This window comes from Labrenzia sp. PO1 (assembly GCF_012273635.1).
Taxonomy (GTDB): domain Bacteria; phylum Pseudomonadota; class Alphaproteobacteria; order Rhizobiales; family Stappiaceae; genus Roseibium; species Roseibium algicola.
The window spans coordinates 622,154-639,053 of record NZ_JAAXCR010000003.1 but is presented as its reverse complement, the minus strand read 5'-3'; the positions used below and the strand labels follow the sequence as shown (position 1 = coordinate 639,053).

The 16,900-nt window shown below is 57.3% G+C and carries 14 protein-coding genes; 12 read left to right on the top strand and 2 right to left on the bottom strand.

Annotated elements, in window-relative coordinates:
• Window positions 1-10: 10 nt before the first annotated feature.
• On the bottom strand, window positions 11-487 hold the full coding sequence (locus tag HCG46_RS17890; protein ID WP_168686966.1) for a DUF6653 family protein: 477 nt from the start codon (window positions 485-487) through the stop codon (window positions 11-13).
• Window positions 488-943: 456 nt separating this feature from the next.
• Here HCG46_RS17890 and HCG46_RS17885 point away from each other — a divergent pair, with 456 nt between their 5' ends.
• Window positions 944-3,265 (top strand): EAL domain-containing protein, encoded by a 2,322-nt coding sequence (locus HCG46_RS17885; RefSeq protein ID WP_168686965.1) that lies wholly within the window; start codon window positions 944-946, stop codon window positions 3,263-3,265.
• A 75-nt stretch (window positions 3,266-3,340) separates the two neighbouring features.
• On the opposite strand, the gene phaC is transcribed toward HCG46_RS17885, so the two are convergent.
• Window positions 3,341-5,146 (bottom strand): class I poly(R)-hydroxyalkanoic acid synthase, encoded by a 1,806-nt coding sequence (gene phaC / locus HCG46_RS17880; protein WP_055653945.1) that lies wholly within the window; start codon window positions 5,144-5,146, stop codon window positions 3,341-3,343.
• A 233-nt stretch (window positions 5,147-5,379) separates the two neighbouring features.
• On the opposite strand from phaC, the gene HCG46_RS17875 reads away from it, so the two are divergent.
• From HCG46_RS17875 to HCG46_RS17825, 11 genes are all read left to right on the top strand, one after another.
• Window positions 5,380-5,631 carry a hypothetical protein gene (locus HCG46_RS17875; RefSeq protein WP_152506738.1) on the top strand — a complete coding sequence of 84 codons (252 nt, stop codon included), beginning with the start codon at window positions 5,380-5,382 and terminating at the stop codon, window positions 5,629-5,631.
• A 141-nt stretch (window positions 5,632-5,772) separates the two neighbouring features.
• Window positions 5,773-7,008, top strand: a complete 1,236-nt coding sequence (locus HCG46_RS17870) for a GGDEF domain-containing protein (protein WP_062488910.1) — start codon at window positions 5,773-5,775, stop codon at window positions 7,006-7,008.
• Window positions 7,009-7,350: 342 nt separating this feature from the next.
• Window positions 7,351-8,568 (top strand): LL-diaminopimelate aminotransferase, encoded by a 1,218-nt coding sequence (locus HCG46_RS17865; RefSeq protein ID WP_168686964.1) that lies wholly within the window; start codon window positions 7,351-7,353, stop codon window positions 8,566-8,568.
• A gap of 22 nt (window positions 8,569-8,590) precedes the next feature.
• A complete protein-coding gene (locus HCG46_RS17860; RefSeq protein WP_022999410.1) occupies window positions 8,591-9,913 on the top strand; it encodes a homoserine dehydrogenase in 1,323 nt (440 codons plus the stop codon).
• A gap of 51 nt (window positions 9,914-9,964) precedes the next feature.
• The gene (gene glpX / locus HCG46_RS17855; RefSeq protein WP_022999409.1) at window positions 9,965-10,960 is read left to right on the top strand and encodes a class II fructose-bisphosphatase; all 996 of its coding nucleotides are present in this window, start codon (window positions 9,965-9,967) and stop codon (window positions 10,958-10,960) included.
• Between the two features lie 10 nt (window positions 10,961-10,970).
• Window positions 10,971-12,788, top strand: coding sequence for a single-stranded-DNA-specific exonuclease RecJ (recJ, locus tag HCG46_RS17850; protein WP_168686963.1), 1,818 nt, complete (start codon window positions 10,971-10,973; stop codon window positions 12,786-12,788).
• A gap of 85 nt (window positions 12,789-12,873) precedes the next feature.
• Window positions 12,874-13,065 carry a hypothetical protein gene (locus tag HCG46_RS17845; protein WP_022999407.1) on the top strand — a complete coding sequence of 64 codons (192 nt, stop codon included), beginning with the start codon at window positions 12,874-12,876 and terminating at the stop codon, window positions 13,063-13,065.
• 117 nt (window positions 13,066-13,182) lie between these two features.
• Window positions 13,183-14,073 (top strand): nitrilase-related carbon-nitrogen hydrolase, encoded by an 891-nt coding sequence (locus HCG46_RS17840; RefSeq protein ID WP_168686962.1) that lies wholly within the window; start codon window positions 13,183-13,185, stop codon window positions 14,071-14,073.
• Between the two features lie 113 nt (window positions 14,074-14,186).
• Window positions 14,187-14,672 carry an NUDIX hydrolase gene (locus tag HCG46_RS17835; RefSeq protein WP_075282592.1) on the top strand — a complete coding sequence of 162 codons (486 nt, stop codon included), beginning with the start codon at window positions 14,187-14,189 and terminating at the stop codon, window positions 14,670-14,672.
• A gap of 32 nt (window positions 14,673-14,704) precedes the next feature.
• Window positions 14,705-16,213, top strand: coding sequence for an inorganic phosphate transporter (locus tag HCG46_RS17830; protein WP_353621823.1), 1,509 nt, complete (start codon window positions 14,705-14,707; stop codon window positions 16,211-16,213).
• Between the two features lie 121 nt (window positions 16,214-16,334).
• Window positions 16,335-16,820, top strand: a complete 486-nt coding sequence (locus HCG46_RS17825; protein WP_022999403.1) for an NUDIX hydrolase — start codon at window positions 16,335-16,337, stop codon at window positions 16,818-16,820.
• The last annotated feature ends 80 nt before the right edge of the window (window positions 16,821-16,900 follow it).

Below are 16,900 nucleotides of genomic sequence, written 5' to 3'. Positions count from 1 at the left end.
TCAAAGGAAATCAGCCGTGTTTGCTGTGCGCTGCCTTCCCGGGAAGGTTGTCGTTGTGCGGAACAGCAGTCCAGAACCGGTAGAGCGGGGTTTTGTCCTTCATGGTCTGGTAAAGCTGGATCAACTTGCCAAAGCTGACGAATTGGGCCGCATACGCAACGGCCAGACCTGTCAGCGACAGGATTGGCGATGACAGGAAGCCGCCGAGCAACGCGATCAGCCCACCCATCCAGAAAACGAGATAAAGCGTTGTAATCCGGGCGCTGTCGGTGGCGGGAACGGGGAGGAACAACCTGTTGAGCCAGATCTTTTCTCCAAAGCTCACTCGCTTGGCCCAACTAGTGGCCTTGCCGGTTTCACCGATAAGTCTGGGGACTGCAATCACCCCTGCCAGAACCGCAATAGTGAGCAGAAGTGCGCCCCAGACACCGAGCCAGGCTTGCGTCCACAAGGCACCGGTCAACATGCCGGGTGCGAGTATCTTCATGAAAGTCGCCAGGGCAGGCGCTGGCTTGCCGGTCGCTGCTTTGGGCAGAAGAACGGGAGCTCTCAGGCCATTGGCATTTTTCAATGCCGGACGGGCAAGGGGGCTCGGGTGACGTTGCGTGGTTTGCATATGCTGAAGCCGGCCTTTCGGATATCCGGTAATCTTACCCGGCGAAATGGGGACTTGGCAAACAACATTCTGTCGCAAGCAACAGCAAAGATCGTGAAAAATACCTAGGCCAGGGCCAGATATCACTAAGTATTTTAATCGATATCTCCTAGAGATTTTGGTGTAGTTTCAATGCACTTGCCTGGATGGGCTAGTTCGTTCGATGAATAACAAATAGCTAATGAGTAAAAAGGCCTGCGTTCTGTTCAGTTCATTGTTTTTTAGTTTGAAATCGGCAAAAATAGCCAAATACTTGAGAGTGATAAATCCAATCAATTGGACTGGAGCATGGTCTTACAAACAAGCCAGGATGATGGGGACGCGGAAAATAGCGAAATAGTTTCGTCCCTGGCCTCCGAGCTGGATCGGCTTAACCACATCACGAAGCTGTCAAGAAGTGACGAACTTCGCCTCAGCGGCGACTGGCTTCATACACTGCTTAACGAGGTTTCCGATTATCTCTATGTGAAGGACCGCAGCTCGCGCTTCGTCATGGCGAACTTGCAGGTCGCGCTTGATGTCGGTCTCGATGATGCTTCGCAATTGATCGGCAAGACCGATCTGGAGCTGCATCCGGAAGAGACCGGGTCCAAGTTCCATGCGATCGAGCAGGAGATCATGGCCTCGAATATTCCGCGTATCGATTTCGAGGAGCCGTCAATTCTGGCGAACGGCAAGCGGAAATGGTTCTCTTCGTCCAAGTACCCGGTCACAAACAGCAAGGGTGAAGTCGTCGGCATTGTTGGCCTCTCGCGGGACATCACCGAGCGCAAACGGGCGTTACTGCTGCAGCAGGGGCAGAACAAGGTCCTTCAGGAAATTGCCGCGGGCAGACCCTTGAACGAGGTGTTGACGACACTCGTATTGACCATTGAAGACCAACTCGATGGAGTTATGGGGTCGATCATGCTTGTGGATGACACAGGCGAGCATCTTCTGGCGACTGTCGGTCCCAACCTGCCGCAAGACTACCTGGACATCACCGATGGCATACCCGTGAGCCCGAAAATGGGTTCATGCGGAACCGCTGTGTTCCGCCGCGAGAGTGTCATCGTCGAAGATATCCAGAAGGACCGACTGTGGGAGGATGTACGCGACCTTGTTGCTCCTTTCGAATTGCGGTCCTGCTGGTCGGTGCCGTTTTTCGGCAAGGACAGCAAGGTTCTGGGCACGTTTGGGCTCTACACCAAGTCAACGCGCAGCCCGACGGATCACGAGCTGAAGCTTGCACTGGAAGCTGCCCGGCTTGCGTCCGTAGCGGTCGAGCGTGACCGAGCCGAACGCAAGATCCGTTATCTGGCCAATCATGACGTCCTGACAGGCCTGCCCAATCGGCAGGAGTTCAAGACCAAGCTGGAAGAAAAGGTGTCCGAAAGTGACAGGACCGGCGTGCCTGTTGCCGTCGTTTTTGTTGATCTCGACAACTTCAAGTTCGTCAACGACAGCTTCGGACATGCGATAGGCGACCAGGTGCTGATGATCGTCGCGGAACGGATCATGTCCGTCCACGATGGTGCACATCAGGCCATCCGCTTCGGGGGCGACGAATTTGTCCTGATTGTCGACCGTGACACAGCAGAGAAAGCCGCCCTCAACGAATTCATGGCAAGGCTGCGGGACGAGATCACCAAAACGATCCAGATCGATGACCTGTCGTTCCATGTTACCTGCAGCATTGGTGCTGCCTGTTATCCGCAGGATGCAGACAGTGCAGCACAGCTTTTACGGAATGCCGACAAGGCGATGTTCGAAGCAAAGTCCGCAGGACGTGACAGCTTCAAGGTCTACGAGCAGACCCGTCCGGAACGTTCGGTCAACAAGCTGACACTTCTGGAGGAAATGCGGACCGGCATCGAGAACGGCGAGTTTTTCCTGGAATACCAGCCGCAATACAATCTGGTCAGCGGCCGTATCGTAGGTGCGGAAGCGCTGGTGCGCTGGCAACATCCGGCACTTGGTCGCATGATGCCGGGCGAGTTCATCACCCTGGCGGAAGATAGTGGCCTGATCGTGCCTCTGGGCAGATGGGTGACACGCGAAGCCTGCCGGCAGAACAAGGAATGGCAGGAAAGTGGCCTGATGCCGATTACGGTTGGCGTCAATGTTTCTGCCCGCCAGTTCCGTGACGACAGTTTGATTTCGGATGTTCGCGATGCACTCGAGGAAACCGGACTTGCCGCGACCTACCTTGAGCTGGAGCTGACCGAAAGCCTGCTGATCAAGAATGCGGATCAGGCCGTTGGACTGATGGACGATTTTCGCCGGCTGGGCGTGAAGCTCGCCATAGATGATTTCGGCACCGGGTATTCAAGTCTCGCCGCGCTGAAAAGTTTTCCGCTGACAAGGCTCAAGATCGACCGCAGCTTCATAAGTGATCTGGATTTCGACGAAAGCGACCGGTGTATCGCAAAGGCCATCATTTCCCTTGGGCGGGAGCTAGGCCTTTGTGTCGTGGCTGAGGGCGTGGAAACCGCAAAGCAGCAGGCTTTTCTTGCCAGCTGCCGTTGTGAAGTCGTCCAGGGCTATCATTTCGGTCGCCCGATGGCCGCCCGCAAATTCGGCAAGCTGCTGGCCATGACATTGACGCCTCTGGACGCACATTTCGGTTGAGATATACGCTTCGGAAACAGCCGTAGTCAGCGCCGGGAGAATGGAGCTCGCGGGGATGTGTCCTGGCGCAGCACGTTACACCTTGGTCATCACATAAGAGCCGGGCGCATCCTCAAGGATCTTGACCCGGTTTGCACCTGGTTTGCGGGCCTTGACCTTGGCGTCGTCATGCGAGCGGATCCACTGGTCCCAGTAAGGCCACCAGGACCCAGGGTGTTCCTCGGCATTCTTGAGCCAGTTCTCCAGCGTTCCCTTGGCTTCCGCGCCTGTCCAGAACTGGTATTTCTTCTTTGCAGGCGGGTTGACCACACCGGCAATATGCCCGGAACCGGCCAGCACATAATCGACCGGGCCACCGAAACAGCCTGACCCCAGAAAGACCGATTTCGGCGGTGCGATGTGGTCTTCACGCGTTGCCAGGTTGAAGATCGGAATGGTCACCTTGGAGAGATCCAGGTGCTCGCCCGCGATTTCCATTTCGCCCTTGGACAGTTTGTTGTCCAGATAACAGTTGCGCAGATAGAACGAATGGTTCGCGGCGGGCATGCGCGTGGAATCCGAGTTCCAGTAGAGCAGGTCAAACGGGAAGGGGTCCTGGCCCTTCAGGTAGTTGTTGACCACATAGGACCAGATCAGATCGTTGGAGCGCAGCATGTTGAAGGCGGACGACATCTTCGACCCGTCCAGGTAGCCGTGCTCGGCCATCCTCTTTTCAAGGACCGAGATCTGTTCTTCATCGACGAACACCTTCAGGTCACCCGCGAAAGTGAAGTCGACCTGTGTGGTGAAGAAGGTCGCGGTCTTGATACGGTCGTCGCCGATCTTTGCCATATAGGCAAGCGTGACCGCCAGCAATGTGCCGCCGACGCAGTAACCGATGGAATTGACCTCTTCCTGGCGCGTTGCCCGCTTGATGACGTCGAGCGTATTGAGGATGCCTTCCTTCATATAATGCTCGAAGCTCTTTTGAGCCTGGCGTTCGTCCGGGTTGACCCAGGAAATGACAAACACCGTGTGGCCCTGGTCGACCGCCCACTTGATGAAGGATTTTTCCGGATTGAGGTCGAGAATGTAGAACTTGTTGATCCACGGCGGAACGATGAGGAGAGGACGCTTCAGGACCTCGTCGGTAGATGGCGAATACTGGATTACCTGGCAGACGTCGTTCTGCGAGATCACCTTGCCCGGCGTGGTGCCGAGGTTCTCGCCGAGCTTGAATTTTGTCGGGTCGGTCTGGCGGATCTTCAGCTCGCCCTTGCCGGTTTTCAGATCCTCGACCAGGTGCCGCATGCCCTTGACCAGGTTTTCGCCGTTGCTTTCCAGTGTCAGACGTAACAGCTCGGGGTTTGTAAGCACGAAATTGGACGGGGAGACGGCATTGGCGATCTGGGTGACGTAGAATTCGGCCTTGTGGCGTGTGTGCTCATCCAGTCCCTGGGCGTCGTGGACCATGTCCTCCGCCCATTTGCTGGTGATCAGGTAGAGCTGCTTGATGAAATCGAAGAACTGGTTTTTTTCCCAGTCCGGATCGGCAAAGCGCTTGTCACGTGCCGGAGTTTCGATCGCCGGTGTAGACGGTTCGCCCATCATCCGTTTCAGCGAGGAATTCCAGAGATCGATATAGCCACTCCACAAGCGCGACTGGGCCTCGACGGCGCGCTGCGGATCGGACGCCCAGTATTCGCCAACCTGAGCGAGGGTCTTTACGACACCGGTCAGCTCGTCGGTCGAATCGTGGGTGATCTTGCCCTGTTCCCGGGGCTCGATATAGGCCGCCAGTGCCTTGCCTGCCTGCTCGAGCGTCTTTGCAAGATTCTGTGCAAAGGCTTCCGGGTTGTTGATGATATACTGCAACATGGGATGGTCGCGGTCATCAGCCATAGGCAGGGATTTCCTCCGGTTATCTTGCCCCATTCAGCCCACGAAAGGCCTGTGAGCCCTTGTTGTTCAATCGCGTTATCTTGTTATTTTTTCGCCGATATTTTGAACTATCGGCTATTTATGACACAAGGTAACGTCTCCGTCGATTGGATTTCAATCCACGTTCAGGCCCTCTGGCTAGTGGAAATTTGTGACGATCGGATGGACGAGGAAACAAAGTGGTGGAGGATCGGTTGAGCTGCATGCGGAACGTGCTGGCACTGGGTGGGTGCCTGCTTCTCGCCTTTGGATTGTCGGCATGCGCCGTCGGGCCAGGGACACCCTTGCTTGATGCGCTGAAAACCGAACCCGGGCAGGGGAGAGGCAACGTCCCGGCACCGAAAGGCTATGGTGCAATCGTCAATCCCGGCGAGTCTTCCGGCCTCATCAATCCGAAGGAGAGGCAAGAGACGCAGGCCTATCTGGAAACACTTGCGTCTGAGTGACGCAGGGGACGGTGCCCAATACATATGCGGATGATGTGAGGTGGCTAAAGAAGATAAAATATTGATAAATATACGGATTAAATCTTTCCTTTACGACTGGCGGTCTAGGCTGCAAGCCTTGATCGCAAGGCCTTTGTTTTCATGACGCTCGATACACCGACACTGTTTACCTGCATTATGATTGCCGAGTTTGCCGGTAGCGTCATCCTGTTCCTTTTTTACATGTTCTGGCCCGGGCGGAGCGTTGCCTGTTCGAGAAGCCTAGCCCTGTGGTCTGCAGGAATGTTTCTGGCGGCTTGCGGGACGGTTCTCCTTGCATTTCGCGGGACAATTCCGGACCTTTTCAGTATCGTTGCCGCTAATTTCCTGGTCATTCTCGGGACCGGCCTGAGGCGAAGCGGCTTCGCCGTGTTCCTGGGCCGCAGTGGTCATGTCTGGGTGTTCGCAACGATAGCGTTCGCCTGGCTCGTTCTATGCCAGTTTCCCGAATTTCAGGACAACTTCCTCACCCGGGTGAATTATGTTCAGTCGGTGCTCATCCTGAGTGGTCTCTGGGTCGTTTGGATGGCGTTCTTCGAAAATCGGGAGAAACTCTATTCAGCACGTATGCTTGGCATGACAACGCTGGTCGAAACCGCGGGGTTCATGTGGTTTACCTTTCACCAGAACATACTGCTGTTCCCGTCCTTCCAGTCGACGTTCACGGAAGGGTTCATGAGCACCTACCTGATCACCGTTCTGTTTTCGATCATCATGACGATCGTCCTGCCGGCTTCCATGGTCATCGAACGATCCTTGCACGGTTTCAGGGAGCAGGCTCTTCAGGACGACCTGACAGCTCTGCCGAACCGACGGGCGTTTCTCAACGATGCCGAGGACTGGATCGCTTCGAACTCCTCCCCAAAGGGCATTTACAGCCTCATCCTGTTTGACATGGACCAGTTCAAATCGGTGAACGAGCGTTTCGGTCAGGCGATGGGAGATGCGCTCCTGCAGCTGTTCGCGCGCATCTTGAAGGATACCTTGGTCGAAAACGCCATTTCAGGGCGGGTAGGCGGTGCCGGATTCGCCGTGTTCCTGCCGGAGGGCAACAAGGAACTCGCCCATTTGACTGCCCAGAGAATCTGCAGGCGTTTCGGGCTGGAATGTCAGGAAGCGTCTGGCGGCCGGCTGATGGTGACCGCGAGCGTCGGTCTGGTGAGTGCCAGCGTTTCGACACCGCTGGAGCGTGCGATGGAAGCTGCCGAAGGTGGCCTGCACAGGGCAAAGAAACAGGGCCGCGCACAAATCGTCACGATGGATCTTGCGCCCAACGGCCGGCTTATCAAGGACGCAAAAAGAACCGGTTTTTCCGTGCTTCGGAAAAAGGCGGCCTGATCTCTTCCTTTCTTTGATTGTCGCGACGCGCCCGGCAAAGTGGAATGATGGATCTGGCTCCGGAAGGCGGTCCGCTTACTGCTCACTTGCCATTCATTCCTCGCCAGATTTTTGCTCCTGCACACCGCGATTTGTAGGACATTTAAGCCGTTAGTGGAGCTCGGGCGGCCGAGGACTACTGCCAAAGCAATCATGTTCTAAAAAACGCTACAAATTTAGTCGGCTAGCGACGCAAAGACGGGTGCGTATTTTTATCCGGACTGCTAAAAGAGCCCCGCTGCGCCGTCGCCGCGCCCGGCAAGGGAGCGCAGCTGATACTGTCAACTCGCAAGGATTCGCGTCATGGAGGAATTCCATAAGATCAAGCGGCTGCCGCCGTACGTGTTCGAACAGGTGAACCGTTTGAAGGCGAAGGCGCGCGCGGCGGGGGCGGACATTATCGATCTTGGCATGGGCAACCCTGACCTGCCGACACCGAAGCACATTGTCGACAAGCTGACCGAAGTCGTGCAGGACCCACGCACGCACCGTTATTCCGCATCCAAGGGCATCGGAGGCCTGCGCAAGGCACAAGCGGCTTATTACGGTCGCCGGTTTGGCGTGAAACTGGATCCCGATACCCAGGTGATCGCGACACTCGGCTCCAAGGAAGGCTTCGCCAACATGGCGCAGGCCATCTCCGCACCCGGGGATGTGATTCTGAGCCCCAATCCCAGCTATCCGATTCACACCTTCGGCTTCTTGATGGCTGGTGCCTCGATCCGCAACATTCCGGCGGAACCGGGTCCGGCGTTCTTCGATGCGCTTGAACGCGCGGTGATCCATTCCGTGCCGAAGCCGATCGCAATCATTCTTTGCTACCCGGCGAACCCGACGTCCTATTGCGCGGATCTCGACTTCTACAAGGACGTGGTCGCATTCGCTCGCAAGCACAACATCTTCATCCTGTCTGACCTGGCTTACTCCGAAATCTATTTTGGTGCGACACCGCCGCCATCGGTTCTGCAGGTGCCGGGTGCCATGGATGTCACCGTCGAATTCACGTCACTTTCGAAGACCTTCTCCATGCCGGGGTGGCGCATGGGCTTTGCTGTCGGCAACGAGCGGCTGATTGCTGCGTTGTCGCGAGTGAAATCCTATCTCGATTACGGCGCCTTCACACCCATTCAGGTTGCAGCAACCGCGGCCCTGAACGGATCGGATGACTGCATCCGTGATACCCGCGAAATCTACAAGAAGCGCCGCGATGTGGTGGTCGACAGTTTCGGCAGGGCCGGCTGGGATATTCCGGCACCGGAAGCCAGCATGTTCTGCTGGGCACCGATCCCTGAGAAGTTCCGGGCGCTCGGCAGTCTGGAATACTCCAAGCTGCTACTGGAAAAGGCGGAAGTGGCCGTCGCACCAGGTATCGGTTTCGGTGAACACGGAGACGAGTACGTCCGCATCGGACTGGTGGAAAACGAACAAAGACTGCGTCAGGCAGCCAGAAATATCCGCCGCTTCCTTGAAACTGCGGATCAAAAGCTGCACAACGTCATCCCGCTCGGGACCAAAGGTTGATAAGAACTGGACTCATTTCCGTATGGCAGACGCATTGAAGGTAGGCATCGCTGGCCTTGGCACCGTGGGGGCGGCCGTGGTGCAGCTCCTTTCAAAACACGGCGGACAGATTGCAACGAAAACCGGGCGAGCAGTGACCGTGACAGCGGTCAGTGCACGTGATCGGACCCGTGATCGGGGCATCGATGTCTCGGCATTCGAATGGTTCACCGATCCGGTGGAAATGGCCCGGACGGCAGATGTCGATATTTTTGTCGAACTGATCGGCGGCGACAACGGCCCCGCTGAGGAAAGCGTGCGTGCTGCTCTGGCGCGTGGCATTCATGTCGTGACAGCAAACAAGGCGCTGCTTGCGCGCCATGGCGTTGAGCTGGCAGTGCTGGCGGAGGCCAACGACGCCTGCCTCAACTACGAGGCAGCCGTTGCCGGAGGCATTCCGATCGTCAAGACGCTGCGCGAATCCATGGCCAGCAACGACATCAGCCGCATCTACGGTATCCTGAACGGCACCTGCAATTACATCCTGACCCGGATGGAGGCAGAAGGCATCAGTTTTCAGGATTGTCTGTCGGATGCACAGCGTCTCGGCTATGCGGAGGCGGATCCGACCTTCGACATCGAAGGTAACGACACCGCCCACAAGCTTGCCATCCTCACCAGTCTTGCCTTCGGCACGGAAATCTCGAGCGACGACATCTACGTCGAGGGCATCACCTCGATCACGACCGCCGATATTCAGGCTGCAGACGAACTCGGTTTTCGCATCAAGCTACTGGGCGTTGCCCAACGCACTGATACGGGCATCGAGCAACGTGTTCATCCGACCATGGTGCCGAAGTCCTCTGCGATTGCTCGGATCGACGGCGTCCTGAATGCTGTGGCTGTCGACGGTGACTTCGTTGGTGAAATCGTGCTCGTCGGACCGGGTGCCGGCGGCAATGCGACGGCGTCATCCGTCGTGGCCGATCTCGCCGATATTGCCCGGGGCGACGAAACGCCTGTTCTTGGCATGCCCGCTGCAGAGCTTAACAGCTATCAACGTGCCCGCATGCGGCTTCATGAAGGCGGATATTATATCCGCCTGTCCGTATTCGATCGGCCGGGTGCTTTCGCCGAAATCGCCAGATGCATGGGCGATGCCGGCATTTCACTGGAATCGATTGTCCAGAAACGTCATGCAAATAAGGACGTTCCTGTGAAATTTGATGCGGACCTGCCTCAACCTGTCATCCTCATCACGTATGAAACGACTGAAGTGGCAATCAAAGAGGCATTGGACGTGATCATGTCCAAGGGGGTAGTTTCCGAACAGCCTCAGATGATCCGCATTGAAAAACTGAACTGACGAGTGAGTGCCCGCCGAGGCGTCCTGCGGAGGGAGAGACTGGAGATGTTGATGTCCAATACTGATAAACAACCGTCGAGCGGCCTGGACCGTATTCTGACGCTCGAGCTGGCCCGCGTCAGTGAAAGAGCGGCTGTGTCGGCAGCCCGGTTGCGCGGTCACGGCGACGAGATGGCCGCGGACCAGGCGGCAGTGGACGCAATGCGGCGCGAACTGAACCGCCTGCCTATCGACGGTACCGTGGTTATCGGTGAGGGGGAACGCGACGAAGCTCCGATGCTCTACATCGGTGAAAACGTCGGCACGAAGCAGGGACCGAAAGTCGACATCGCTCTCGACCCGCTGGAAGGCACGACAATCTGCGCCAAGAACCTGCCGAACTCCCTGGCGGTTATCGCATTGGCGCCGGCGGGTGATCTTCTGAACGCTCCGGACAGCTATATGGACAAGATTGCCATCGGGCCGGGTTACAAGGCCGGATTGATCGATCTGGACGCGCCGATTGCCGAAAATATTGCAGCCGTTGCCAAGGAAAAAGGCGTCAAGGTCAGTGAAGTCACCGCCTGCGTGCTCGACCGTCCGCGCCACGCCCGCCTGATCGAGGAAATCCGGGCGACTGGTGCTGCAATCCGCCTGATCGGAGATGGTGACGTCGCCGGCGTTATTCACACGACCGATCCGGACGAAACCGGCATCGATATCTACGCAGGTATCGGCGGTGCCCCGGAAGGTGTGCTTGCAGCGGCCGCTCTTCGTTGTATCGGTGGCCAGATGCAGTCTCGTCTTGTGATCACGCGCGACGAGCAGGTCGAGCGTGCGCATCGCATGGGCATCGAGGACATCAAGAAGAAGTACACACTTGAAGAAATGGCCGGGCCGGACGTGCTTTTTGCCGCAACGGGGGTAACCGACGGTAACTTCCTGCAGGGCGTCCGCTTCGGCCGTCATCACATCACCACGCACACCGTTGTCATGCGGTCCTCCACTGGGACGGTGCGTTACATCAAGGCCCAGCACACGGATCTTGAGAAGTTTCATCTGGACTAAGCGCGGCTGAATGCTGGGACAATCCGGGGAAGACGACAGGCGGCTCGTACTTGGGGTCGCCCGTTCCGCAAACGACAACGCCTGGCGCGAGCGCCTGAGTGGCGCTGACCTGCGAACCGCGATGGCGATTTCGCAGGTTCACGGACTGCCGGACGTGCTGGCGCGTGTCATGGCTGCGCGCGGCGTTCAGGCCGACGAGGCAACCGGCTTCCTGGAACCGTCACTCAAGCTGCTGATGCCCGATCCTTCCGGTCTGGTCGATATGGACGCCGCCGTGGCAAGGGTCGCGGATGCGGTCCAGGCTGGTCGAAAGATTGCGATCTTCGGCGACTATGATGTCGACGGGGCGACATCGTCTGCGATATTCGCCAAATACCTGCAGTGGCTCGGCCTTGACCCTGTGATCCATATTCCGGATCGGATCATCGAAGGATACGGACCGAACGGTCCGGCCATCGAACATCTTCGCCATGGCGGGGCTGATCTGCTGGTGACGCTCGACTGCGGCAGCACGTCTTTTGAAGCTTTTGAAACTGCCCGGCAACTCGATCTCGACGTCGTGGTCATCGATCACCACCAGGTTGGCGAAACGCTTCCGGCGGTTGAGGCGCTCGTCAACCCGAACCGGCAGGATGATCTGTCGGGGCAGGGGCATCTGGCAGCTGTCGGCGTCACGTTCCTGTTTCTTGTCGGCCTGAACCGCGAGTTGCGACGTCGCGGGGTTTTCCAGGGCAGGCAGGAGCCGGATCTCATGGCGCTGCTCGATCTGGTGGCGCTCGGTACCGTGTGCGACGTCGTTCCGTTGCAGGGCCTGAACAGGGCCTATGTGACACGTGGCCTTGCGGTGATGCACCAACGCCGCAATTACGGGCTGACTGCGCTTGCGGACACTGCGCGCGTGAGCGGAAAGCCGGCGCCTTATCATCTGGGTTTCTTGATAGGCCCACGGATCAACGCGGGAGGACGTATTGGCGACGCTGCACTGGGCGCGCGCCTTCTGACGACGGAAGACCCGCACGAAGCACGGGCAATCGCCGAGCGGCTGGACCAGCTCAATACCGAACGTCAGTCCATGGAAGCAGTGATGCTGGAACAGGCCGGCGCAGAAGCCGCAATGGCGATCCAGGCACGTGATCCGGCGGTTCTCCTGACCGGTTCCGACGATTGGCACCCCGGGATTGTTGGACTGATTGCCTCTCGGCTCAAGGAAGCTCACCGCAGGCCTTCCTTTGCGGTCGCCTTTGATGAAACCGGCAAGGGGACTGGTTCAGGGCGCTCCATCCCCGGTGTTGACCTTGGCAAGGCCGTTCGCAGAGCGGTTGACGAAGGTTTGCTCGAAAAGGGTGGTGGGCACGCCATGGCGGCAGGGCTTACGGTTCTGCGGGAGAAGACCGCCGACCTGGAAGCGTTTTTCAACGATGTGCTGAAGGACGACGTCGAGGCGGCAAGTGCAAACCGGGAACTGAAGATTGATGCCGCGCTGACGGCAACGGGCGCAAATCTCGATCTTCTGGAATTGCTGGAAAAGGCGGGGCCCTATGGTGCCGGTCATGCTGAACCGGTGTTTGCCTTTCCCGCCCACCGGATTTCCTTCGCCGATGTGGTCGGTAAGGGACATGTCCGAGCCTCGATTACTTCTGGTGACGGGACTGCGTTAAAGGCAATCTGCTTCAAGGCGGACGACAAACCGCACGGTCAGATGCTTTTGCAGGGCCGGGGACAGTCGCTGCATGTGGCAGGTACGCTGTCAATCGACACCTGGCAGGGGACACCCAAGGTGCAACTGCGCATCCTTGATGTCGCGGATCCGCAGAAAACCCGCCTTTGATGCGGCGCAGGTAAACGTGAATTAACCAAACGCTAAGTCTCCGGGCATAAGGTTTGAACCCACGAAGGAATCGTGAGGATCAGGCATGCGTGCTCAGAATGAGCTTTCGCCCTATTTCGAAGAAATAGACAGGCGTACGGACCGGGCCCTGAAAGGGATTCGGGAAGTCAGACGTTCAGCAAAACTCACCGCCCTGCCGCAAGAGCCGAAAGCAGCCCTTGTCGGAACAGGATTTCTGATGGTTCTGGTAGCATTTCTCGGACTGTTCATCGACTGAACCTTCCGGAAATACCGGAGGAGCCAAGTTCAGGTGAACGAAAGACAGACAAGGGCTTGAAACGCTCTGCGTGCTGCCTTTAAGTCTTGCGTCTTAGTTATCGAGACGTCGGGCACCATGACAGATTATCCCATTGCACTTTGGTCCTTTAACCTGAGCCGCGCTCCAGCTTCGGTGGCAGCTTTTGCTGCACAGATAGAAGAGGGAATGCAGCGCGCCGCGGGAGAGGGCGCAAAGCTCCTGATGCTTCCTGAATATCTTGTGGAATGTTGCCTGGCGTTCAAACCCGAAGGTCTGCTGCCTGACCAGGAAATGGCGTTCCTGGCGGACGTGGGCACCGACTTGCTCGCGATACTTGTTCCGCTACCTGCCAGGTATGGTGTGTCGCTGTTGGCTGGATCGATGCCTGTTCAGGCGCCTGAGGGTTTCACCAACACAGCCGTTCTGCTGACAGCCGACGGGCGCGAGATCCGTCAGGACAAATTGTGCCTCACACCGTTTGAGCAGGATCCGGAGATCTGGCATCTGGTGCCTGGAGCTGATCTGAAGACGTTCGAGCTCGACGGTTTGAAGATGGCGATCCTGATCTGCCTGGATGTCGAAATGCCGGCGCTCAGCAGCCTGCTGGCGAAGCTGGATCTCGATCTTCTGCTAGTCCCTTCAATGACGGAAAAACTCTCCGGCTATCACCGTGTCTTCGGCTGTGCCAAGGCACGTGCTGTTGAGCTCATGTGCGCGGTCGCCGTTTGCGGTCTTGTCGGCACATCAAAGGGCACAACGCAGAACGACACCAACGTTTCCGGAGCGGCGCTGTATCTGCCGTGTGAAGAGGAATTCGGTTTTACAGGTGTTGCCGCAGAGGTAGCCGCGACCTCCGGAAGCAACGGAGAAGAACCGTTCCTTGTCGTTTCGGTGCCCCTCAACGAACTTCGAGACCTGAAGTCCGGCAAGGCGGAAGTTTGGCCGGGAGCCTGGACAGCCGATCACGTTTCCGTTTCGGCGGCCTGAAGCGGACTTGTAATATTTGTAATAAAAATGTGCGCGCACCGAGTGCACTTTTCTCTAGACGTCCCTAAGGGAACTCCCTATACACCTGCTGTTCCAGAACAACAGGTGTGGAGATGGGATTCGCTAAGGCACTGACAGCGCGGGATGCATCGTGGCTGCACGGTATTGCAGGTTTGTTTGTCAAACCGCTCCGTTTGCAGATCGCGGCTCTTTGCGTGCGTCCGGGCGAGGTGGAGCCAGAAATTCTCCTGGTCTCGACCCGCGAGACCGGCCGCTTGATCTTGCCGAAGGGCTGGCCTGAAAAGGACAAGCCCGCATTTGAAACGGCGTTGATCGAAGCCTATGAGGAAGCGGGAATTGTCGGCACGGCCGAACCGCGAGCCATTGGCAGCTTCCGGTCCTACAAGGGCCTTGCGGACGGATTGAAGATCCGTACCAAGGTGATTGTCTTCAAGATCCGTTTTGAAAAACAGTTGAAAGACTTTCCTGAAATTGGGCAACGCAAAAGGGTCTGGCTGCCTTTCTCGAAGGCAATTGAGGCCGCCGAAGAGCCGGCGCTGAGACGGTTTTTGCGGCAGCACAAATCGCAAATTTGCTAGACATTTCCTGAGGGATAGCGAGGCGTGTTCGGGTGCTCACCAACAAGGACCTGAAAAAGAAGGCTCTGGACAAGGATCTCGACAAGATCAGCTTTGTCAGTGAGGTGGCGGAGGCTATGGGCCGGCGTCTTGTCGGACCGGGTCTTGCCCTGGTGTTCCTCGTGATCTGCGCCTGCGTGGCCGCATTCCAGGTGTCTTCCAGCGGTTTTTCCAACATGCTCATCCTTGTGGCCGCCAGTGCAATTGGCGGCTACATGGCGCTCAATATCGGCGCCAACGACGTTGCCAACAATGTCGGTCCTGCCGTGGGCGCGCGTGTCGTCAGCCTCACCGGCGCCTTGCTGATTGCGGCCGTTTGCGAAAGCGCGGGCGCATTGCTTGCCGGAGCGGATGTCGTCTCGACCGTTTCCGGAGATATCCTGAGCCCCAGCGATGTCCGAAACAGTTCGGAATTCATGCTGGCAATGCTGACGGCCATGGCAGCCTCAGCTTTGTGGATCAATTTCGCGACGGCGATCGGCGCACCTGTCTCGACCACCCATTCGATCATAGGCGGTGTTGTCGGCGCCGGGATCGCGGCAAGCGGCTTTGCAGCCATCAACTGGACAACCATTTCGACAATTGCTGCTTCCTGGGTTCTGTCTCCGGTTCTCGGCGGTCTCGTCGGGGCCGGGATCATGGCCTTTATCAATTCAAGGGTTGTCTATACGCCGGACCGGCTGAAAGCTGCCAGATATTGGTTGCCGATACTGCTGGGCCTCATGGGGGCGACCTTCACCGGCTACATTCTGCTGAAAACGTCCGACCGGCTCATCTCTGTTCCTGAATGGCTCGCCATCGTGCTGTCGCTCACCGTCGGCTTCGTTGTCTGGCGGATCTATTGCCGGGTAATCCACGCCCAAACGCTTACGCTGGAAAACAGTGCGCGCGCCTTGCGCAACCTTTTTGCAGTACCGCTCATGGTCGCGGCAGGTTTGCTGTCATTTGCCCATGGCGCCAACGACGTTGCAAACGCCATCGGGCCGCTGGCGGCCATCGTTCTCAGCCAATCGAATGATTTTCCGGATCTCGTATTTTGGTATCTGGGGGCGCTCAATCCCGAAGTGCCGATCTGGGTGAGCGCAGTCGGCGCATGCGGGATTTCCGCCGGTCTTCTGCTGTTCGGCAGACGGCTTGTCACTGTTGTCGGCAAGAAGATCACCAAACTTAGCCCCGTACGTGCCTTTTGCATCACCCTGGCAACCGCTGCGACCGTGCTGACGGCTTCTGGTGCGGGGCTGCCGGTATCGTCCACCCATATTGCGGTTGGTGCGCTGTTCGGTGTGGGTTTTTACCGGGAATGGTATCGCAACAAGTATGTTGCGGAAGGCGGGGTCATGAAACCGCGCAAGATGATGAAAAACAGGGAAGAGCGTCGCAGACGCCTCCTGGTGCGTCGATCAAGCCTGATCACCATCATCGCAGCCTGGCTTGTCACTGTTCCCGCCTCAGCCTTGCTGGCCGCCGGCCTATTCACGGCGCTCAAGCTCGTCCTCTCATGAGAACTCCGTTCTACCCTAACAAGTTCGTCGGATAACAAACAGCACACAGTGCGCATTTTCTGGACAAGCCCAAGTTCCGGCCTTATCTTCCGAGTGTCATCAACATTTCGGAAAGGGCACCATGGCGCAGCTTTATTCAGCAATCGACACCCGGACTTCCTGGTTTCAGAACCTGCTTCTGTTGTTCCGGCGCCCTTCGAGATTGCAGATCGCAGCGTTGTGCCATCGTTTGCGCGACGGGGAGCGGGAAGTCCTGCTTGTGACGACCAAATCCACGCATCGCTGGATTCTTCCCAAAGGCTGGCCGATCATGTCGTTGAAAGCACACCACACCGCAGCGGTGGAGGCTTTCGAAGAGGCAGGCGTTATCGGAAATGCGCAGAAGAAACCCTTTGCCAGTTTTCAGTCACACAAAGGCGGCGAAGGCGGCTTGCAGCTCAGGACGGAAGTTCTTGTGTTCCTTGTCGACGTTGAAAGCACGACAAGCAGTTTTCCCGACAAGGACGAGCGAGATGTCCGGTGGCTTCCGATACAGGAAGCCATGCGGCTTGCCGGCGATCCGGGCCTCGTGAAGGTACTTCGCAAACTGGAAAATTTACCCAACTAAGAAATTTTGGCCAATGAGGGCCGTTTTGGTTGACCTTTTCGGACGATTGTTTAAGGCAGGCGCCAGATGACGCTTGGCTT